The sequence below is a fragment of the Curtobacterium sp. PhB25 genome (genome assembly GCF_004365375.1).
Lineage (GTDB): Bacteria > Actinomycetota > Actinomycetes > Actinomycetales > Microbacteriaceae > Curtobacterium.
This window is the reverse complement of record NZ_SODR01000005.1, coordinates 338,585-358,836: the sequence shown is the minus strand read 5'-3', so window position 1 is coordinate 358,836 and position 20,252 is coordinate 338,585. Positions and strand designations below refer to the sequence as shown.

The 20,252-nt window shown below is 71.8% G+C and carries 16 protein-coding genes; 5 read left to right on the top strand and 11 right to left on the bottom strand.

All coding sequences use genetic code 11. The features are described 5' to 3' along the window. Positions 1-19 precede the first annotated feature (19 nt). From EDF51_RS12450 to EDF51_RS12425, 6 genes are all read right to left on the bottom strand, one after another. The gene (locus EDF51_RS12450; protein ID WP_131845614.1) at positions 20-775 is read right to left on the bottom strand and encodes a glycoside hydrolase family 16 protein; all 756 of its coding nucleotides are present in this window, start codon (positions 773-775) and stop codon (positions 20-22) included. 250 nt (positions 776-1,025) lie between these two features. Beyond that, positions 1,026-1,304 (bottom strand): hypothetical protein, encoded by a 279-nt coding sequence (locus EDF51_RS12445; RefSeq protein ID WP_131845615.1) that lies wholly within the window; start codon positions 1,302-1,304, stop codon positions 1,026-1,028. 212 nt (positions 1,305-1,516) lie between these two features. After that, the gene (purE, locus tag EDF51_RS12440) at positions 1,517-2,029 is read right to left on the bottom strand and encodes a 5-(carboxyamino)imidazole ribonucleotide mutase (protein ID WP_111086008.1); all 513 of its coding nucleotides are present in this window, start codon (positions 2,027-2,029) and stop codon (positions 1,517-1,519) included. Between the two features lie 9 nt (positions 2,030-2,038). Continuing rightward, entirely contained in the window at positions 2,039-3,136 is a 1,098-nt protein-coding gene (locus EDF51_RS12435; protein WP_131845617.1) for a hypothetical protein, read from the bottom strand. A 355-nt stretch (positions 3,137-3,491) separates the two neighbouring features. Then, positions 3,492-5,162 (bottom strand): glycoside hydrolase family 6 protein, encoded by a 1,671-nt coding sequence (locus EDF51_RS12430; protein ID WP_166673538.1) that lies wholly within the window; start codon positions 5,160-5,162, stop codon positions 3,492-3,494. A 123-nt stretch (positions 5,163-5,285) separates the two neighbouring features. Next, entirely contained in the window at positions 5,286-6,422 is a 1,137-nt protein-coding gene (locus EDF51_RS12425; protein ID WP_131881415.1) for a 5-(carboxyamino)imidazole ribonucleotide synthase, read from the bottom strand. A gap of 113 nt (positions 6,423-6,535) precedes the next feature. Between EDF51_RS12425 and EDF51_RS12420 the strand changes: the two genes are divergently transcribed. Both EDF51_RS12420 and EDF51_RS12415 read left to right on the top strand, forming a co-directional pair. Beyond that, positions 6,536-7,021 (top strand): GtrA family protein, encoded by a 486-nt coding sequence (locus EDF51_RS12420; protein WP_133938391.1) that lies wholly within the window; start codon positions 6,536-6,538, stop codon positions 7,019-7,021. Further along, positions 7,018-8,583, top strand: coding sequence for a DUF2142 domain-containing protein (locus EDF51_RS12415; RefSeq protein ID WP_134195070.1), 1,566 nt, complete (start codon positions 7,018-7,020; stop codon positions 8,581-8,583). The genes EDF51_RS12420 and EDF51_RS12415 overlap by 4 nt, the downstream gene beginning before the upstream one ends. Positions 8,584-8,865: 282 nt before the next feature. Here the strand turns inward: EDF51_RS12415 and EDF51_RS12410 are convergent, their stop codons facing one another. Together EDF51_RS12410 and EDF51_RS12405 are read right to left on the bottom strand one after the other, a co-directional pair. Then, complete coding sequence (locus EDF51_RS12410) at positions 8,866-9,897, bottom strand: lysylphosphatidylglycerol synthase domain-containing protein (RefSeq protein WP_165901173.1); 1,032 nt, start codon at positions 9,895-9,897, stop codon at positions 8,866-8,868. A 72-nt stretch (positions 9,898-9,969) separates the two neighbouring features. After that, positions 9,970-11,841 (bottom strand): hypothetical protein, encoded by a 1,872-nt coding sequence (locus EDF51_RS12405; protein ID WP_134195068.1) that lies wholly within the window; start codon positions 11,839-11,841, stop codon positions 9,970-9,972. 107 nt (positions 11,842-11,948) lie between these two features. Here EDF51_RS12405 and EDF51_RS12400 point away from each other — a divergent pair, with 107 nt between their 5' ends. Both EDF51_RS12400 and EDF51_RS12395 read left to right on the top strand, forming a co-directional pair. Then, positions 11,949-13,241 carry an acyltransferase gene (locus EDF51_RS12400; RefSeq protein WP_165901172.1) on the top strand — a complete coding sequence of 431 codons (1,293 nt, stop codon included), beginning with the start codon at positions 11,949-11,951 and terminating at the stop codon, positions 13,239-13,241. Positions 13,242-13,348: 107 nt separating this feature from the next. Beyond that, complete coding sequence (locus EDF51_RS12395) at positions 13,349-14,374, top strand: GH25 family lysozyme (protein ID WP_134195066.1); 1,026 nt, start codon at positions 13,349-13,351, stop codon at positions 14,372-14,374. 717 nt (positions 14,375-15,091) lie between these two features. Here the strand turns inward: EDF51_RS12395 and EDF51_RS12390 are convergent. After that, a complete protein-coding gene (locus tag EDF51_RS12390; RefSeq protein WP_165901171.1) occupies positions 15,092-16,315 on the bottom strand; it encodes a polysaccharide pyruvyl transferase family protein in 1,224 nt (407 codons plus the stop codon). Positions 16,316-16,363: 48 nt separating this feature from the next. Between EDF51_RS12390 and EDF51_RS12385 the strand changes: the two genes are divergently transcribed. Continuing rightward, positions 16,364-17,551, top strand: a complete 1,188-nt coding sequence (locus EDF51_RS12385) for a glycosyltransferase (protein ID WP_134195062.1) — start codon at positions 16,364-16,366, stop codon at positions 17,549-17,551. Here the strand turns inward: EDF51_RS12385 and EDF51_RS12380 are convergent. Both EDF51_RS12380 and EDF51_RS12375 read right to left on the bottom strand, forming a co-directional pair. Then, complete coding sequence (locus EDF51_RS12380; RefSeq protein WP_134195060.1) at positions 17,518-18,903, bottom strand: hypothetical protein; 1,386 nt, start codon at positions 18,901-18,903, stop codon at positions 17,518-17,520. The two genes, EDF51_RS12385 and EDF51_RS12380, sit on opposite strands and share 34 nt — an antisense overlap. Before the next feature lie 41 nt (positions 18,904-18,944). Beyond that, on the bottom strand, positions 18,945-20,252 hold the full coding sequence (locus tag EDF51_RS12375) for a UDP-glucose/GDP-mannose dehydrogenase family protein (protein ID WP_134195058.1): 1,308 nt from the start codon (positions 20,250-20,252) through the stop codon (positions 18,945-18,947).

Sequence of the window (20,252 nt, the reverse complement as noted above, 5' to 3'; positions counted from 1 at the left end):
CACTTCTCGGAGGTGCACGTCACTTCTTGTACGTGTACGTGCTGACCCAGTCGATGTACAGGTGACCGGTGGCGCCCCAGTTGCCCACTTGGAACATGTACCGGTGCGCGGTCTTCGGCACGTGCTTCGTGATCGTCTTGATCACCTCGCCGTCGAGGCGGTAGCGCACCGACTTCCCCGGGATCCACTCGATCGAGTACGTGTGCCACGACCGCCACGAGACGCCGGTGCTCAGGCTCGTCGCGTTGACCTCCTGGCCGGGGGTCATCGAGTGGTGGTGCAGCATCGGCTGCTGCTCGAAGTTCGACTCGGGGTAGTCGATCTCGCCGTCCGACCACTTGTCGGACGACGGCCAGAGCATGAACGCGGCGCCGTTCCCGTTGCCGCCGGTCGCCTTGGCACGGACGATGAACTTGCCGCCCGTGTGCCCCCATGCACCCGACGGGGTGCCGAAGGTGCCGGCAGCGCCGTGCTTGCCGTCCAGCTTGACGTCCATGTACCCGTTGTGCGAGCTGATCTGGGCGCCCGAGTAGTACATGCCCCCGGTGCCGTCCGGGTAGGGCTGCCACGACTTCGCGTAGGTCGTGGCGAACTTCCCCTTGGCCGCCGCCGCCGTGCTGAAGTTCTCGCGGAAGGTCTGCTTGAAGTTCCCGACGCTCCCGATCGGTGCCGAGCTGGCGGACGCTGCGGTTCCCGTGCCGAGCGGTCCAGCGACGAGTGCGGCACTGAGGAGCACGACGGTGAGTGCGGCCCGCTTGGTTGCACGTTTCTGCATGAGCTGTCACTCCCTGACGTGACGGTTCGCACCCGTTCCCGTGGGTGCCGGGCGGCCGGATCTCGACCACCCGCCGTTCACCGTAGTTGCGAAATGCAGCCCGCGCGCGGGGTTGACAGAACCGCTTTATCCCCAGTACGCGGGGGTTGCAGAACGTTCCGTCTACGTCGAAGAAGTGCTGATCAGCGCCCTGTTGCGTCCCCCGTTCTGGGGCTGCCGGCGGCTCGTGGGCTCCGGCAGGCGGTGGTGTTCAGACCCGCGTGCGACGGCGGCGTGACGACACGACGGCGGTGACGACCGCGGCGAGGACAGCGACGACCGCGACCACCGCTGCGACCTCGGCCACGTGCGACGCCAGGAGCCACGAGTCGAACTGCGACTTCGTCGCGACGACGTGCTCGTCCGTGCCTCGGATCCGCCAGGACACCGGGCCGGCACCCCGTGCGGCGACGGCGCACACCACGGCGGCGACGACCGCGACACCGACCAGGACGAGGGTGGCGGTGTGGCGACGGAGACGAGCGGGCATGGCGGTACCGTAGCGCGCATGACCCGATGCGAGGAATGCGGCCGACCGATCACCGGCGAGGCCGTCCGGACAGCGACGCGGACGCTCGACCGTGCCTGCGCCGACCGGACGAACGCGATCGCGTACGGCGTCCTGAACGGCGGGAACCCGTTCGACGGTCCCGGGGCCACCCGCGCGGAACGCTCGAGGGAGTCGCGCAGGCGCGCGGAACGCTAGAGGGAGTCGCGCAGGCGCGCGGCCTTCTCCTCGACCAGTCGCTCGAGGCCGTCGGCGTACTCGGTCAGGCGAGCCGCGACCGCGGGCTCCGAGGTGCCGATGATCCGCGCGGCGAGGAGTCCGGCGTTCGCGGCGCCGTTGATCGCCATCGTCGCCACCGGGATGCCGGCCGGCATCTGCACGATCGACAGCAGCGAGTCGAGGCCGTCGAGGCGTGCGAGCTGCACCGGGACACCGATGACGGGCAGCGTCGTCATCGAGGCCACCATGCCCGGCAGGTGCGCGGCGCCACCGGCACCGGCGATCACGACGCGGATGCCACGCTCGGCGGCGCCGCGGGCGAACCGGGTCATCTTGTCGGGCGTGCGGTGCGCCGACACGACGTCCGCCTCGAACGGGATGCCGAGCTCGGCCAGGATGTCGGCCGCAGCGCGCATCGTCGGCCAGTCGGAGTCCGACCCCATGATGATCGAGACGAGCGGCTGGACGGGTGCGTCGGTGTCGGTCACGCGACGAGCCTAGCCGAGCAGCACGCGGCGCCAGGCGTCGTCGTCACGGCCGATCGTGCGCTCCCCCGTGACCCACCGGACCGCCCGTTCGTCGGCCGTCCCGCGCTCGACAGCGGCGCGCACCGCACCACGCCAGGCGCCGACGTCGTCCGGCACCGCGACGGCCCCGTGGGCCCGCGCCACGGCGTAGGAGGGCCGGTCCGAGACCACTGCTGGCAGTCCGAGTGCGGTGTACTCGAGGAACTTCAGGTCGCTCTTCGCGCGGTTGAACTCCTCGTCACGCAGGGGCGCGACACCGGCACGCCAGCGCTCCCGGTGCGCCACGAGCCAGCGGGAGAACGCCGGGTAGTGGCCGTCCGGCACCTCGACGCGGCGGAACCAGTCGGCGCCGCCCTCGTCGGTCACACCGATGACCTCGAGCCGGATCGGCGTGCCGTCGGTGGTCGTCAGGTCGGTGAAGACGTCGCGCAGGAGTTCGAGGTCGGCGGCGTGGGTGAGCGTGCCCATGTAGAGCACCCGGTGCTCTGCTCCGGGACGATCGTCGTCGTCCTCGGTCGCGCCGGCGGTCCACAGCCCCGGGTCGAGGGCGTTCGGCACGACCGTGACGTCGCGGGCCACCGGGTGCACGACCTCGGCCAGCTCCGGTGTGCTCACGACGACCGTGTCGGCACCGCGGACCAGTGCGTCGATCGAGGCGAGGCGGTCCGGGTCGTACTCGGCGCGGGCGAGGCGCTGGCGGCCGGACTCGGTGAAGAAGTCGTCGTCGACCTCGCCGACGACGCGGACGCCGCGGGCCGCAGCCGCCGCGAGGAAGGGCTGCACGGCGTCGCGCGGCAGGATGTCGCGCTGCACCAGGACGGCGGCGTACGACGTCGTGTCGACCCCGTCGACGAACGCGACGGGGTCGACTTGGCGGACCTCGGCCGTGCCGCTGGCCGCCAGGTGCTCGGTGCGCCGGACGACGCGCACGTGGGCGGATGCGGGGTGGGCGCCGTCACCGCCCGCGACGACGTAGCCGAGGACCGGCAGCGGAACGGGCACGGGGGGCGTCCCGGCGACGACCCGGCGGAGTCGACGAGCGGCCCGGCGGACGAGATCACGCGGCATGTGCCCATCCTCTCGCACCGGGCGACCTGGCTCACACGCAGTGATCGGACGCGCACCGTGCGGAGTTCGTCGCCGGGGAGCCCGCTGACCGCTCCGTGCGAGCCTGCATGACCACACCCAGCGATCAACCTCGCACCGACTGAGCAGTGCCGCACCGTGCGCAGGGAGGAGAACAGGCGAGCACCGTGCCCCGTTCCCCACTCCTGTCGTCGCTGACCGCTCCGTGCGAGCCTGCATGACCGCACCCAGCGATCAACCTCGTACCGACTGAGCAGTGCCGCACCGGGCGACCGGGCTCGCACGCAGCACCGCACCTCGCACGGTGCGGGGTTGCCAGCGGAACGGGCCCGAGCGGTCAGCGCCGCGCCACCGTCACCGTCCGGCAGGGGCTCGCCTTCCGGTCCTTCCCGGTGCCGGTGTTCCGCGCGACCGCGCAGACGGTCCGCTTGCCGGCTTTGAGCGCGACGGTGCCGGCGAAGCCGTGCTTCGTGCCCGAGCCCCACGTCCGGTCGACGTCGGCGCGCACGCGTCCCGCCGACAGCGACGTCACCCGTCTGCCGTCGACCGTGATCGCGACCGTGCTGGCGGAGGACACGGCGTCACCGTCGAAGGCCCAACCACGGACGCTGATGCCGCCCTTCTTCCCCGTCACCGACTCGAGCGCGACGTAGGGGTCGTGCCGGAAGGCGCGGACGGTGCCGCACCCGAGCGTGGTGTCCGACCCGGCGCCGATGTTCACCGCGGTCACGCAGACCCGGCGAGCGCCGGCGGCAGTCGGGACGACGGCCTCGAAGCCGTGGGTCGCCCCGACGCCCGCGGCGGCGTCGACGTCGGTGCGGCGGAGTCCGGCGGTCACGGCTCCCGCGGCGGCGCCGTCGACGGTGGCACGGACCCGGACGGGCTGCGTGGGGTCGTCCTCGTCGAAGGCCCATCCCCGGACCCGGACGCCGCCACCGGTGCCGGCGACGACCTCGAGCGAACCCTGCGGCGCGAGGTCGGCCGCGGGGACCCCGAGCCGGGCGTTCGCGACGAGGGCCTGGGCGTAGGAGGACCACCACTTGCCCGCGGCGGGGGCACCGTTGCAGGTGCCGTCGCTCGCGCCGGGGGTCTTCACCCACAGCAGGGCGTCGAGCGCGGTGCCGTCGGTGGTGACCCGGGGCGAGGTGCCGAGTCCGGCGCCGGGTCCGTTGCACCAGGTTCCCCGCCAGCCCTGCCCGTTCCGCGAGGTGTCGATCACGTAGTTCGATCCCCCGGTCGCACTGGAGACCTTCTCCGCGTAGGCCTGTTCCTGCGCGGTCGGGTAGTAGTTCGCGACGTTCGTGAAGAACCCGCGGGCCCGCTGCACGCCGGCACTGTTCAGCCGTGCGGCCATCGTCGCGGGCGGCACCCAGTTCGAGTTGCCGGCGTCGAGGTAGGCGGGCACCCCGGCGGCGGTGAGCCCGGCGACGGTGCGGGACAGGATCCGGTAGCGCTGGTCGTCGAGCGTGGTGCTGCACTTCGCGTTGCTGAGCATCGCGAGGGAGTCCGGCTCGACGATCACGGCGGCGCGGTGTCCGGCGAGTGCCGCGGTGACCTGGTCGACCCAGGCGTCGTAGGAGGCCTCGGAGAACCCGCCGGCGGAGTACCCGCCGCAGTCCCGGTCCGGGATCGCGTACAGCACGAACACCGGGGTGGTGCCGGACTGCTCGGCCCCCGAGACCGCCGTGCTGATCGTCTTGGTCAGCTGGGTCCCCTGCGTCCACTCGCCGAGCCACGTCGCGACGGGGTACCGGGCGATGGTCGACGCCGCGGCGGCACCAGCGGGGTCCGAGGCGGCGAGCGCGGTGGCCGCCTTCGCTGCTTCGCTCGTGGGCGACCGGTACGGACCGGCGCCGTACAGCGACGCAGCCGATGCGGAGCGGATGGTCGTCGCGGACGTCGCGGCGGTGGCGCTCGACCCGAACGCGACGGGCAGCAGCCCGCCGACGAGGGCGGTGAGGGCGACGGCGGCGCCGCAGACGACTACACGGCGCGGACGGCGGCGCATGGACACTCCCCTGGACGATCGGACCCCTGACCCGTCCATGGCACCATGCGCCCGCAGTGCCGGCCAGCCGCCAGTGCGGGTGGCACCCGAGCGGGTGTCGGCAACAGTGCCGACACCCCCTCGTCAGTCGTCGAAGTGCGCCGCGGCCGCGCGTGCCCGGTAGACGACGTCGTCGACGTCGTCGCCGATCACCGTCACGTGGCCGATCTTCCGACCGGGTCGAGGGGCCTTGCCGTAGAAGTGGTACTTCGCCTCGGGGAACGCCTCGAGCGCGGCCGGGTACCGGGCGGCGAGGTCGCCGTCGGCCGGTCCGCCGAGCACGTTGATCATCACGGCGGCAGGGGCGAACGACCCGGTGGCACCGAGCGGCAGGTCGAGGACGGCACGCAGGTGCTGCTCGAACTGGCTCGTCGTCGCACCGTCGATGGTCCAGTGACCGGTGTTGTGCGGTCGCATCGCGAGTTCGTTGATGAGGATGCGCTCGTCGGCGGTCTGGAACAGTTCGACGGCCAGGACCCCGGTGACCCCGAGCTCCTCGGCGATCCGGACCGCGATCGACTCCGTCACGTCGGCGATGCGTCCGGCGCTGTCGGGCGCGGGGGCGATGACCTCGGCGCAGACACCGTCGCGCTGCACGGTCTCGACCAGCGGCCACGCGACCACCTGGCCGGAGGGGCGGCGGGCCACGGACTGCGCGAGCTCGCGGGTGAACGGGACGAGCTCTTCGGCGAGCAGCGCCTGCCCGCCGCCGGCCTCGGCGACGGCGATGAACCAGTCGTCGACGTCCGACGGGTCGGACACGACCCGCACGCCCTTGCCGTCGTAGCCACCGCGGGGCGTCTTCACGACCGCGCGGCCGCCGTGCTCGTCGAGGAAGGCCCGGAGCTCGTCGGGGTCGTGCACCGCGGCCCAGTCCGGCACCGGCAGGCCGAGCTCGGAGAGCTTCGTGCGCATCGTGATCTTGTCCTGGGCGACGGCCAGCGGTCCGGGTCCGGGGCGGACGGCCACGCCGGCGTCGACCAGGGCACGCAGGACGTCCTGGGGCACGTGCTCGTGGTCGAACGTCACCACGTCGACGTCGCGGGCGAACGCCAGCACCGTCGAGACGTCGTGGTAGTCACCCTCGGCCGTGGCGGCGATGGCGGCCGACATGCCCGGCCCCTCGGCGAGGACCCGGATGTCGATCCCCAGCTCGACGGCCGCCGGCACCATCATCCGTGCCAGCTGTCCCCCACCGATGACCCCGACGCGCAACGCCATGCTGTGTGATCCTTCCGGCGTTCGCACCATCCGGGGTGAACGCGTTGTCTACAATCGCTGTTCGGGTCGCGTTGAGCACGGCCCGCGACAACTCTACGGATCCTGGAGGGCACGTGCGGCGCCTCATTGCCCAACTGGCACGCTTCGGCGTGGTCGGTGCCGTCGGCTTCGTCGTGGACACCACGGTGTTCAACGTGCTGCGCATCACCGTCCTGAACCCCGACGAGGTGCACTCCGGGCCGTTCTGGGCGAAGGTCATCTCCACCGTCATCGCCATCTTCGTCAACTGGATGGGCAACCGGTACTGGACGTTCCGCGAGCAGCGCCGTGCCGTCGCCACCCGCGAGGGCATCGAGTTCGTCGTCGTCTCGCTCGGCGGCATGGTCATCGCGCTCGCGTGCCTCGGGGTGTCCCACTACGTGATGGGACTGACGTCGGTATTCGCCGACAACGTCGCGAACATCGTCGGCCTGGTGCTCGGCACGGTGTTCCGCTTCTGGCTCTACAAGGTGTGGGTGTACCACCCCGAGCGGACCGGCTCCGAGCCCGCGGCCGCGGACGTCTCACCCGAGGGGCGCGCCCTAGACTCGACCGGGTGACGGCCCACGAGACCACCACCAGCACCACCGCACCACCCCGCACCGCCCGCTGGGAGCGTGTGGCGATCGCCGTCGTCACGGCGACCTTCGGCCTGTGGCTCGTCGCCTGGGCGCTGATCGTCCCGGTCTTCGAGGCCCCGGACGAGACGGCGCACATCGACGCCGCCGTGCACGTCGCGCTCGGTGACGCCTGGGCCGCCCCGGGCGACCTGTACGTCACCAACGCGGTGCAGGCCGCGAAGGTCGAGCAGGCGACGAAGCCGTCCAGCGAGTGGTCGACCGTCAGCGAGCTGCTGCAGAACGCCCCCGGGCCGTCGTCGACCGTCAACCAGATGACCCAGCACCCGCCGACCGCCTACCTCGCCGGTGCCGCCGTGCTCCGTGCCGTGGACTTCGGTGACCTGCGGTGGGACCGGGCGTTCACCGCGCTGCGGCTCGCCGACGTCCTCGCCGTCACCGCACTGCCGCTGCTGGCGTGGGCGTCCGTCCGCCGGGTGACCCGGTCGCCGCGGGCCGCGCTCGTCGGTGGGCTCGCCGTGTTCGCGACGCCCGAGCTCGCGTCCATCGGTTCCTCGTTCTCGAACGACGCCCCCGTCCTGCTCGTCGCCGGGATCGTCGTGTGGCTCGCCACCCGGCTGCTCACCGGTGACACCCGGTGGCGCACCACCATCGCGCTCGCGGTGGTGCTCGGCGCCCTGGTCTGGATCAAGGGCACCGGACTGCCCGCCGTGCCGTTCGTGGCGGTGGTCGTGCTCTTCGCCGGCGCCGGGGTGCTGTCGCTGCGGCAACGGGTGGTCCGCACCGTGGTGACGATGGCCGTGTCCGGTGGCATCGGGGCGTGGTGGTGGGTGCACAACTGGTTCGCCTACGGCCGGATCCAGCCGAACGGCTACACGGCGATGCGTCCGCCCAAGGACTTCCCGCCCGGCGAGCACCCGACGCTCGGGCACTTCCTCGACGTCAGCTGGGGCACGCTCGCGCGCACGTTCTGGGGCAGCTTCGGCGGTCGCGCACAGGTCAGCATGGGCGACCTGCTCACGGCCGTCCTGACGGTCATCGCGCTCGTCGTGCTCGTCGGCTGGGCGTTCCGGCGCGGACCCGACCTACGGGTGGCCCTGTGTCTGGCGGTGTTCCCGGCGCTGCTCATCGGCATCCAGAACCGGACGAGCGCGCACTCGTACCTCACCACCACCGAGGTCGCCGCGACCCAGGGGCGCTACTACTTCCCCGCGATCGTCTGCCTGATCGTGCTGAGCGCCCTGGCCTGGCGTCGCCTGGTGCCCGCCGGACGCGCACGCTCGTGGGTCGCGGTGGCGCTGGCCGTCCTGCTGCCCGCCGTGGGTGTGTACGGGTTCGCGGTGGCGTCGGCGTGGTTCTGGAACGCCGCCCTGTTCCCGGTGACGGGGCGCGGGCTGCTCCGCTACACGGAGATCGGGCCGGTGCCGCCCGCAGTGCTCGTGGCCGTGGTCGCGCTGGTGGCCATCGGCCTGGTCGCGTCGGTCGTCCAGGTCGCCCGTGCCGACCGTCGGGTGGTGCTCCCGACGACGGTTCCCGCCCCCTGACACGCGCGGGTGCCGCCGCCGAACGGGCACGAATCGTCGGCCCGCGGGCGCACGAGCGACAGCTCGTGACCCCTCGGCGGGCAGCGCGCGGCATGTCGTGACCACACGTCGGGCATGCGGCTGACGGGGTGGACGCCCCACCAGACGGACGGGAGGCCCGGTGCCAGCTGGCACCGGGCCTCCCGGCTCGGTCGTCACGCGCGTCGCGTGCCCCCGGATGGTGAGCAGGAAAGGTCGGGTCGCGCACCGCGGACCCGACCGTTCCTGCTCACGAAGTGCGCGTCAGGCGGCGGGGGCGCTGCCCTCGACGGCCGACGGGTCGTCGGTCGGACGACCACGGCGGAACCACGTCGGTGCTGCGGCGCAGAGCAGGAACAGGCCGTCGACCGCCAGGCTCCACACGCGGGTGACGACGACCACGACCAGGGCGATCCCCGGCGGCATGACGAGGGTGAGGAGCAGGGCCTGCACGCCCTCGCGGACGCCGAGGCCGCCGGGGGCGAACACGGCCAGCATGCTGATCGCCGAGGCCATGCTCGCGGCACCGATGACGAACGCCGCGTCGCTGAGCTTCAGCGACGGGTACACGCCGAGGGTGATGAAGTAGTACGCGGTACCCGACAGGATCGCACCGGCGACGTACAGACCGGCACCGCCGAGGACGGTGCCGAGGTTCGGGCGTACGTCGGCCTCGAGCGGCTTGCGACGCAGGATCTTCAGCGCGATGCCGATCAGGAACACGAAGACCCGCGGGATCAGGCAGACGACGCAGGCGACGAACGCCGCGATCATCAACGCGATGAGCCACGGGCTGAGCGCGTGCGTGCGGGGGTCGATGAGCAGCAGGACGAGCGCCAGGGCGAGGGTGGCGGCGATCTGCAGCGCGCCCTCGAGCAGGCCGCTGACGCCGAGCCGGGCCTTCGAGACGCCGTGCTTCGAGGCGAAGTAGACCTTGCCGATGATCCAGGTCGCGGCCCCGGGGATGTAGCGGCCCATCCAGGACTTCGCGTACACGTAGGTCAGCGTGACGCCGCTGCCCTTGAGGCCGGTCGCCCCGAGCCGCCGCAGCAGGTAGAACCAGATGCCGACGCCCCAGTAGCGGAAGCCCAGGCTGATCACGGTCGCCAGGATCACCCAGCCCCACTGCCAGTCCAGCCCGGCGAGCTGCCCCCAGTCGACGCTCCGCACGTACAGCACGAGGAAGACCGCGAGCAGCACGTAGAAGACGATGGGGATCGCCTTGCCGAGGAACCGTCGCCAGGTCGGCGGACGCTTCCCCTCGGGCGCGGGGGTGTCGCTGGTGGTTCCTGACAAACGTGGTCTCCTGCCGGGCTTCGGGACCAGGTCATCGTAGACGCTGGTGTGGCGCGCTCCCTGGAGCGGCTGCTACTTGGCGAACTTCACGATCTGGACGCGGCAGGGGATCTCGGGATCGGTGGACCGGTCGGCGCTGCACGAGATCGTCGCGTTGTACGTGCCGACGAGCTTCCCCGCCATCGAGTAGTCGCGTGCCGGCGCGTTGGCGGGGTCGAACTGCACGAAGTACTGCACGCCCTCGTCGATGAACAGCTTGCGCATCGCGTCCGAGTGGTACGTGTAGCCCTGACCTGAACGACCGTACACACGCGTGTCGGTCAAGAACGCCAACGAGGACAGCGACCGGTAGTTCGAGCCGATGACGGTGGCGTCCTCGGGCAGGGCTCCGCTCGCCCGGATCTGGTCGGCGAGCCGCACGATCTCGGGGACGTCGGTCGGGCCGGTGACACGGAGCGCCTCGGTGCGGTTCACCGACGGGTAGAAGGGTGCCGGCGACCCGATCCAGTTCTGCGTGAACGACGCCACGGGGACGACGGCGATCGCGACGCACGCCACGATCGTCCGGACCACGCCGCGTCGTCGGACCAACCGCCAGACGGCCGGCAGCATGAGCGCGCCGATCATCGCCGTCAGGTAGAACAGCGGCCAGTAGTAGCGCGCGTTCCCGCCACCGCTCGACGACGACGTGATCATGCCGTAGCCGACGAAGTAGACCAGGGTCGTCGCCGCGACGATGCAGGTGAACGCGTACCGGCGGAACCGGACCACGCCGATCACCAGGGCGGCGGCGAAGAGCAGGGCGATCGGTGCCGCGAACGGCGCGAACGTGCTGATCTTCTGCAGGTAGTACGGCAGCGCGAGCATGCGCTCGTGCAGGTAGTAGCCGGCGCGGGCAGCGATGCCGGAGTCCTTGGTGACCTTCGGCGCGGTGTCCTCGGTGGTCGACTCGGTCGTCGGCGGCACCACGGACGGGTCCGGGTTCTCCATCGGGCCCTGCTTGTAGACCGACGGGGTGAAGTCCTCGTTCGGCGAGAACGCGTGCGAGTTCGGCGGCACGGGCAGGAACGGCCAGTCGGTCGCGCGCCCGCCGTCGTCGAACTTCGAGCCGATGTTCACCGAGAGCGACGAGCCCAGGGTCGGCGACCCGTACTTCATGGTCAGGGCACCGACCCACGGTGCGATGACGACGGCGAAGACCACGATCGTGGCCACGGGCGACGTCCACCAGTGCAGCACCGGCTCACGACGGCGTCGTGCGGACCAGACCCGGAGCAGCAGCCACAGGATCACCGCGCCGACCGCCACCGGCAGCAGGAAGAGCTTCACGAAGTACCCGATGGCCGCGACCGCGCCGAGCACCCCGCCGGAGACCAGCCGCGCCCGCGTCGATCCGTGCAACGCCTGGTCGGCCCACCGGAGCGCCCACAGGTAGCCGACGACCCACGCGACGACGAGCAGGTCGGGGGTCTGCACCGACACCGCGCTCATCAGCGCCGGGATCGCAGTGACCATGAAGAGGACGGCCGGCACGATGCGGTGGTTCTGCGACCACACCAGCCAGCCACCGACGCCGAGCACGACGGCGACCGCGAAGCAGTTCACGACCGCGAAGGCCGTCTGCATGCCGAGGCCGGCAGCGATGAACGGCGCCATCATCCAGGACACCATCGGCGACCAGTAGGCGTTGATCGCGTCGGGCAGCCAGCCGTTCGCGTACTCGCGGGCGATGCCCATGTAGGAGATGCCGTCGACGTTCGTCACCCCGAGGCGGTTGTGGTACGCCACGGCGGCGCTGAGCGCGACGCCCACGACGACGAGCACCGCCAGGATGACCGGCGCGACGACGTGCTTGAACCTCCTCGGAACCGCCCCCGAACGCCGGTGGACGGGATCGTGGGTGATCTGCGTTGCGGCTGCGCTCGTCGAGGTCACGTGCTTCATCATGACATCCGAACCGAAACACCAGGCACAGGGTGCCTGATCGCGGCGCCGGGTCAGCGTGTGGGAGACTGCCTGCGACCCCGCTCCGACCACCACGAGGACGATCGTTGGCCACCGAAACCCGCGCCGCAGTACCCGCAGCCGACTCCGCTGCCCCCGCGCCACGCGCCGGCGGCCGACTCGAGTTCCCCTACCTGGACGGACTCCGGGGGCTGGCCGCACTCGCGGTGGTCTTCTACCACGCGTACCTCTTCACCGGGACGACCGGCACCGGCCCGACCGAGCTGCCCTGGCTGCGCCCGATCATCGGCTGGGGCTACCTCGGCGTCCCGCTCTTCATCGTGCTGTCCGGCTACGTGCTCATGCTGCCGGTGCTCACCCGGTTCGACCGCTACCGTCTGCCCGGCGGGTTCTGGAAGTTCGTCTGGCGTCGCGCCCGCCGCATCATCCCGCCGTACTGGGCGTCGCTCGTGCTGTTCGCCCTCCTGATCCTGTTCGTCCCCGTGCTCGGTCAGCCCGGCGGCACGCAGTGGGACACGAAGCTGCCGATGGGCTGGGGCACGTTCCTGACGCACTTCTTCCTGGTGCACGACTTCTTCCCGCAGTACATCGGCAAGATCAACGGCCCGATGTGGACGGTCGCGGTCGAGTGGCAGATCTACTTCCTGATGCCGCTGCTGATCCTGCCGCTGTGGCGGGTCTTCGGCGGGTGGGCGACGGCGTCGAGCCTGGTCCTCATCGGCATGTGGATGGGCGCCGAGAGCCGTTACTCGTTCATGCACCCGTGGTTCGTCGGCCTGTTCGCGGTGGGGATGCTCGCCGCCGAACTGACCGTGAAGGCGCGCGACGAACACCTGTCGGGCGTGGTCCGCGAGCGCTCGAAGCTCGGCGGCCCGCGGTGGGCGAGCGGCGCGTTCGTCGGCGCCATGGCCCTCGGGACCCTGCTCGTGTTCTTCCGCAACCGCGACTACTGGCAGCACCAGACCTGGCCGTCCGAGGTCGTCACCGGCATCCTCGCGGGCATCCTGCTCACCTGGATGGGACGCCAGGCGGTCACCGGCAACCACACCTGGCTCGCGCGCTTCTTCGCGTGGAAGCCGTTCGTGCTCGCCGGTCTCGTGTCGTACTCGATCTACCTGTTCCACAGCCCGCTGCTGGGCCTCGGCAACCTGCTGCTCCTGCCCCTCGGCCTGTACCCGAAGTACCAGTTCCTGATGATGGTGTTCGTCGTGATCCCGGTCGTGATCGGCATCTGCATCGGCTTCTGGTGGCTCGTCGAGCGCAACTTCATGAACCGCCGGCAGAAGCACGCCACGGCCGAGGTCTCGCACCGCGGCCGTCTGCCCGAGGTCGAGAGCGACGCCGCCACCCCCGACGCGAGCAGCCGCACCGCGCGCTGACGTCCTGCGCGTGGCGGACAGCACGGTCGCTCGCCAGGTAGCATCGCTCGGACCGCGGCGTGGGTGATCAGGGGCCCACGGCATCTCGACAGGGAAGACGAGACCACATGCGCGCACCGATCACCAAGATCCTCGGACTCGGCACCGCTGCCGCCGTCGCCGGGGCCATCACCTTCGGCAGCGGGACGGCGGTCGCCGAGACCGCCCCGGCCACGCCGGCACCGACTGCGACGACGACAGCGGCGGCGACCCCAGCCCCCACTGCATCCGATGCACCCGCGGCTGCCGCTGCACCCGCTGCACCCGCTGCCGAGCAGCTCTCCATCGCCGAGATGGACCGCACCGGGAACCACACCATGGGGGCCGGCATCGCCGCCCACGCCGGAGAGTCACACGTCACGGTCTCCGCGCCGGACAGCGCCGCCGGTGGCGTGAGCGCCCAGTCGCTGAGCACCTCCTCCGCCGCCACCGCGTCCGGCCCACCACCGGGACGCGTCCAGGGGTTCGACATCAGCGCGTGGCAGCCGAGCGTCAACTTCCTGCAGGCGTACCGCAACGGCGCCCGGTTCGCCTACGTCAAGGCGACCGAGGGCACCTCGTACGTCAGTTCGACCTACAAGCAGCAGTACGCCACCGCCAAGCAGCGGAACCTGTACCGCGGCGGCTACGTGTACGCGCAGCCGAGCCAGGCGAGCGGCGCCGCGACGGCGAACTACTTCTTCGCGCACGGCGGGCAGTGGAGTAAGGACGGCAAGACCCTGCCGCCCCTGCTCGACATCGAGTACGGCAGCGCGGCCCAGGGCACCTGCTACGGCAAGACCTGGGGCCAGATGCGCAGCTGGATCAAGGACTTCTCGAACACCGTCTACAAGAAGATCCACCGCTACCCCGCGATCTACACGACCACCGACTGGTGGAAGCGCTGCACGAACAACAGCAACCAGTTCTCGCAGAACCCGCTGTTCGTCGCGATCTACCCGGTCAAGGACTTCACCACGCCGGGCACGCTCGGGCGGAGCTGGTCGAAGTGGACGTTCTGGCAGTGGGCGTCCAGCGGGGTGCTCCCCGGTGACCAGGACGTCTACCGGAACAACATCACCTACCTGAAGCGCTTCGCGGCCAAGACCGAGTGACGCGCGTCACGCCCTGAGCGGGTTCGGATGACGGACGGGAGGCCCGTGGCGGTGTCCCCACGGGCCTCCCGTCCGCCGCACGGTGCGGACTCCGACACCCGGTGCGCCGTTGCACGCCCCGTGCCGACACACAACCGCGCACCAAGCGGGCAAGCCCGCACCGGACGACGAGGCACGCACGATGCGCAGCCCGCGCGCCACGGGCCTCCCGTCCGCCGCACGGTGCGGACTCCGACACCCGGTGCGCCGTTGCACGCCCCGTGCCGACACACAACCGCGCACCAAGCGGGCAAGCCCGCACCAGACGACCAACCACGCACGGTACGCAGCCCGCGCGCCACGGGCCTCCCGTCCGCCGCACGGTGCGGACTCCGACACCCGGTGCGCCGTTGCACGCCCCGTGCCGACACACAAACACGCACCAAGCGGGCAAGCCCGCACCAGACGACCATGCACGCACGATGCGCAGCCCGCGCGCCATGGGCCTCCCGTCCGCCGCACGGTGCGGACTCCGACACCCGGTGCGCCGTTGCACGCCCCGTGCCGACACACAAACACGCACCAAGCGGGCAAGCCCGCACCGGACGACGACGCACGCACGATGCGCAGCCCACGCACCACGCGCCGGCGAGCTTCGCCCGGACGGACGGGAGGCCCGTGGCGGTGTCGCCACGGGCCTCCCGTCCGTCATCGGCTCACGATCGCGAGCCGCTGGTGTCAGCGGACGTCGCGGGTCGCCTCGGCGAAGTCGGCGTCGAGCGCGGTCGCCATCCGGGCCACGCCCTCGGCGAGCTGCGCGCGGACCGCGTCGCGGTCGGCGTCGAGCCGCTCCAGCTGCGCCGTCACGTCGTCGACGAACGTCGGCTCGAGTGCTGCTTCGATCGGCTTCGAGAACTCCTGCTGGCCCATCTGCTCGAAGAACAGCCGGCCCTTGTCGACGTAGTAGAGCACCGCGGCGGGGACGCCGGCGATGGTCGCGACGATCGCGGAGTGCAGGCGGCTCGCCAGGAACAGGCGGCTGCGGGACATCAGGCCCGCGTACTCGGACGGCGAGAACTCGTCGGCCTCGACCACGTGGGTGCGGTCGGCGTGCCGCATGAGGGCGATGACCTCGCGGGCGAAGGCGGCGTCGCCCTCCGACGCCTCCATGTGCATCGGGTAGAACACGACGTCGGCGTCCCAGCGGTCGATGACGCGGTCGGCCAGGTCGGCGACGGCCTGGCGGTAGGTGACGAGCTTGTCGCTGTCGACGCCGGTCTGCCGGAAGCGCTTCGGCAGGAAGCGGAACGGGATCCAGCCGCTGCGCTTGTAGTGGAACCAGCGGCGGACGCCGAAACCGATCGAGCCCTCGAGGCGCTCGGCGGTCAGTCCGGTGGTGCGCTCGAGCCGTTCGAGCACGTCGGCGTCGGGCGTGGTGACGGTCCCGACGACGGCCGGGTCGAACGACGACACGATCGGCGTGCGGACGCCCCACGCCAGGAGCTTCTCGCGGGACTCGTCGTCGCGGACGGCGAACGAGCGGCACAGGTCGACGGTGGCGCGGATCAGGCGCTTGCTGACGCCGGCGGTGGTCGGACCGATGCCCTGGAAGGCTCCGATCAGGTTCTTGTTCACCGCGCGGACGAGCAGCATCTTGCCGAACCAGTACACGAGGCCGAGCTTGTTCGTGTAGTCCTTGAGGATCTCGCCGCCGCCCCACAGGACGACGTCGGCGCTGCGCGCGGCACGCAGCAGGGCGAACAGGTCGCCGATGCCGGTGCTGTACGGCGAGACCGGCAGGAACCGGATCCCGAACCACGCAGCGTCCCGCTCGGGGTACTGCGACAGGGAGACGATCTCGGCGTCCGGCCACCGCCTGCGGACCAGCTCGACGTTGCCGGCGAGGATCGCCCGGTCCCCGCGGTTGTGGGGCGAATCGCTATTGTGGATCAGAACGCGCACGGGTGGAGAGCCTACCGGACCGTCCCCCGCGACCCCCGGAAAGGCACGATGTCCCGCCCCACCCCCTCCGCCCGCCCCCGCCTGCTCGTCCTCGGCTCGACGTTCCCGGCCCGTCCGGACGACGGCGTGCCGGCGTTCGTGCTCGACCTCGCGCACCAAGAGGCCCTCGAGTTCGACACGATGGTGCTCACGCCGCGGGTCCCGGGCGGTGCCACCACCGAACGCATCGGCGACGTCGGCGTCCGGCGGTTCCCGTACTTCCCGAAGGCGTTCGAGGACCTGGCCGACGGCGCGATCCTCGACAACCTCAAGGAACGCCGGTCGCGCATCGTGCAGGTGCCGGCCCTGGTGCTCGCGCAGTGGTTCGCGATCCGCCGCGTGGTCCGCTCCGCGAAGCCCGACGTCATCCACGCGCACTGGGCGATCCCGCAGGCGCTCGTCGCGACGCTCGCGGCCCCGGGCGTCCCCATCGTCGTCACGACGCACGGCGGGGACATCTACGCCCTCCGCGCCGCTCCCCTGGTCCGCCTGAAGCGCTGGGTGTTCGGCCGCTCGGCGCACGTCACCACCGTGAACTCCGAGATGCGCGAGCGGCTGACCGAGTGGGGCGTGCCCGAGGCCCGGTCGACCGTGATCCCGATGGGCGTCGACCTGGGCCCGGCCCGTGACACCCGCGCCCGCGTCCCCGCCCAGGAGCACCACGTCGTGGCGGTCGGCCGGCTCGTCGAGAAGAAGGGCTTCGGCAACCTGATCGAGGCGCTGCGAGGACTCGGCGAGGACGTGCCGTGGCGACTCACCGTCGTCGGCGACGGCCCCTACCGGGCACAGCTCGAGCAGCAGGCCGCCGGACTGCCCGTGACGTTCCTGGGCCAGCGCGGGCGCACCGAGGTGCTCGAGACCCTGGCTGCGGCCACCGTCGTGGCGGTGCCGTCGATCCCCGCGGCGAACGGCGACCAAGAGGGACTGCCCGTCACCCTGCTCGAGGCCGCCGCCGTCGGTGCCGCGATCGTCGCGAGCGACCTGCCTGGTATCCGCGACGTCGTGCAGGACGACGTGTCCGGGGTCCTCGTGCCCCCCGGTGACGTCCCCGCGCTGCGGACAGCACTGCAGCGAGTGCTCACCGACGACGCCGCACGGGCGCGCTACCAGGAGCAGGCCGTGGTGTCGGCGGCGGAGTTCTCCACCGAACGGATCGGCGAGCGCTACCGGGCGGTGCTCCGCGCGGCCATGGCGTAGGCCACCAGCATCCCGGCGGCGCACACGACCGCCGCCGCGAACGCGACCACGACGACGGCGCCGGAGTGCCCGACGAGCTCGGAGCCCTCGAACCGGACGAGCGACCCCGTCGGCACGACGGCCGCGGCACCCCACACCAGCACGAGCCACGTCGCCGCACGACGCCAGGCGAGGAAGCCCGCCGCCATCGCGAACGCGATCGGCATCAGCACCGTGAGCGTGTACCGGTTGAGCGGTGCGCCGCCCCCGGCGGCGTAGCGGATCTCGACGACGACGAACAGCAGCGTGACCACGACGAGCATCGCGACGACGAGGCGGCGCGGCCACCGGTCGTCGTCGGCAGGTGCCCAGGGGCGCAGGCGCCGCAGCACGAGGGCCGCGACGAACAGCAGCACCGGGACGAGCAGCAGCACCCACGGCAGCGGGCTCGCGATCGGCAACGAGCCGCGGTACAGGGCGAAGAGCTGCCGCCAGAAGCCGAGCATCGAGACCACCTCGGCCTCGGAGTAGTGCGGCCGCGGGGTGTACCCGGGCCAGGCGGTCGGCCGGCCGCTGAACGAGCCGGTCAGGGCCTGGTTCCGCAGCCAGAACCACCCGGAGGCGGCTGCGGCGGCGAGCACCGGGACCGCCACGACGACGACGCGGGCCCAGACACCGCGGAGCCTGCCGAACCGGACCGTGCGGGCCAGTGCGAACGCGACGACGATCGCCACGAGCCACAGGGCGAACGACAGGCGGGTGGTCGTGCCGGCCGCCGCCACGAGCGCTCCGCCCACGGCGAGCCCCGGTCCGACGCCGGACCGGAGCGCCGCACCGGCGACGCCGCACGCCAGCGCGCAGGTCAGCGCTGCGAGCGAGTCGTTGTACACGACACCGCCCTGCACCACGAGGACGCTCGTCGACGCGGTCACGACGGCCATGGTGCCCGGGAGCCGCACGACCCCGGGGAAGCACCTGGCCGCAGCCCACGCGGCGACCGGCACGATCGCGGCGACGAACACGGCGTTCGCCAGACGGCCGAGCACCACGGCCTGCACCGGGTGCCCGGCGTCGACGAGCGGGCCCATCACCGGGGCGAGCAGCAGGTAGTAGAGCGGCGGGTGCTGTGCGACCCACTGGACGGGCGGTGTCCCACCGAAGCCCGGACGGAACCGGATGCCGTCGGACAGGACCGGCAGCTGGCCGTGCCAGACCCGCAGGACGTAGTCGACGTGGGCCGACTCGTCGACGCTCGCGAGCGGCATCGACGAGAACGTCCGCGCCACCGACGCCGTCAGGACGAGCAGGGTGGCGGCGAGCACGACCGGGGTCGCCCAGTCGCGCCCGCGGAGTCTCCCGGCGGGGCGCAGCACGCCGGAGGACAGCCGCCGGAGCCGATCCGCGACGATCGGCGTCAGCGCCCCATGCCGCGGTACGTGAAGCCGGCGGCGGTCCAGGCGTCCCGGTCGAGGCAGTTGCGGCCGTCGATGACGACCGGGCTCGACACCAGGGACGCCACCGTGGTCGCGTCGAGCTCGCGGAACTCGGTCCACTCGGTCAGCACCAGGACCAGGTCGGCGCCGGACAGCGCGTCCGCCGCCGTCTCGACGAAGTCGAGCTCCGGGTGCACGCGACGTGCGGTGACGACGGCCTCGGGGTCGTAGGCGGACACCGTGGCACCGAGCTCGTGCAGGCGCGCAGCGATGTCGAGGGCGGGCGAGTCACGGACGTCGTCCGAGTTCGGCTTGAAGGCCAGACCGAGGACCGCGACGCGCTTGCCGCTGACGACCCCGCCGAGCAGCTCCTGCGCCAGCTCGACGACGTGCGCACGACGACGGAGGTTCGTGGCGTCGACGTCGGCCAGGAACGCCAGGGACTCCCCGACGCCGAGCTCGTTCGCCCGGGCCTGGAACGCCCGGATGTCCTTGGGCAGGCACCCGCCGCCGAAGCCGAGGCCGGCGTTCAGGAACTTGCGGCCGATGCGGGCGTCGTGGCCGATGGCGTCGGCCAGCGCGGTGACGTCGGCGCCGGCGACCTCGGCGATCTCGGCCATCGAGTTGATGAACGAGATCTTCGTGGCGAGGAACGCGTTCGCGCTGATCTTGACGAGCTCGGCGGTGGGCAGGTTGACGACGAGCCGGGGGGTGCCGGACGCGAGCGCCTCGGCGTAGACCTCGTCGAGCGCGTCGACGGCGGCCTGCCCGGCGTCACCGTCCGGCACACCGTAGACGAAGCGGTCCGGGCTGATGGTGTCCTGCACGGCGAAGCCCTCACGCAGGAACTCGGGGTTCCAGACGAGCGTCGCCCCGGGCACGGCCTCGGACACCTCGGCGGCGAGGCGTGCGGCGGTGCCGACCGGGACGGTCGACTTGCCGACGACGAACTCGCCGGCGGACAGGTACGGGGTGAGCGCGGCGACCGCGGCGTTCACGTAGGTCATGTCCGCGGCACCGGTCGGGCTCTGCGGGGTTCCGACGGCGAGGAAGTGCACGCGGGCACCGGCGACCTCGGCCATGTCGGTGGTGAAGCGGATCCGGCCGGACGCGAGCGCCTCGGTCAGGATCTCCGGGAGCCCGGGTTCGAAGAAGGGGGCTTCGCCGGCAGCGAGCCGCTCGATCTTCGCCGGGTCGACGTCGACGGCGACGACCTCGTGTCCGAGCTTGGCCATGGAGGCGGCGTGCACGGCACCGAGGTACCCGCAGCCGATGACAGAGATACGCAC

Bases quoted from the DNA above. Each gene is read 5' to 3' on its own strand.
- EDF51_RS12385 (WP_134195062.1), top strand. From the start codon at position 16,364: ATGTCCCGCCCCACCCCCTCCGCCCGCCCCCGCCTGCTCGTCCTCGGC.
- EDF51_RS12405 (WP_134195068.1), bottom strand. From the start codon at position 11,841: ATGAAGCACGTGACCTCGACGAGCGCAGCCGCAACGCAGATCACCCAC.
- EDF51_RS12435 (WP_131845617.1), bottom strand. From the start codon at position 3,136: ATGCCGCGTGATCTCGTCCGCCGGGCCGCTCGTCGACTCCGCCGGGTC.
- EDF51_RS12430 (WP_166673538.1), bottom strand. From the start codon at position 5,162: ATGCGCCGCCGTCCGCGCCGTGTAGTCGTCTGCGGCGCCGCCGTCGCC.
- EDF51_RS12445 (WP_131845615.1), bottom strand. From the start codon at position 1,304: ATGCCCGCTCGTCTCCGTCGCCACACCGCCACCCTCGTCCTGGTCGGT.
- EDF51_RS12395 (WP_134195066.1), top strand. From the start codon at position 13,349: ATGCGCGCACCGATCACCAAGATCCTCGGACTCGGCACCGCTGCCGCC.
- EDF51_RS12425 (WP_131881415.1), bottom strand. From the start codon at position 6,422: ATGGCGTTGCGCGTCGGGGTCATCGGTGGGGGACAGCTGGCACGGATG.
- EDF51_RS12450 (WP_131845614.1), bottom strand. From the start codon at position 775: ATGCAGAAACGTGCAACCAAGCGGGCCGCACTCACCGTCGTGCTCCTC.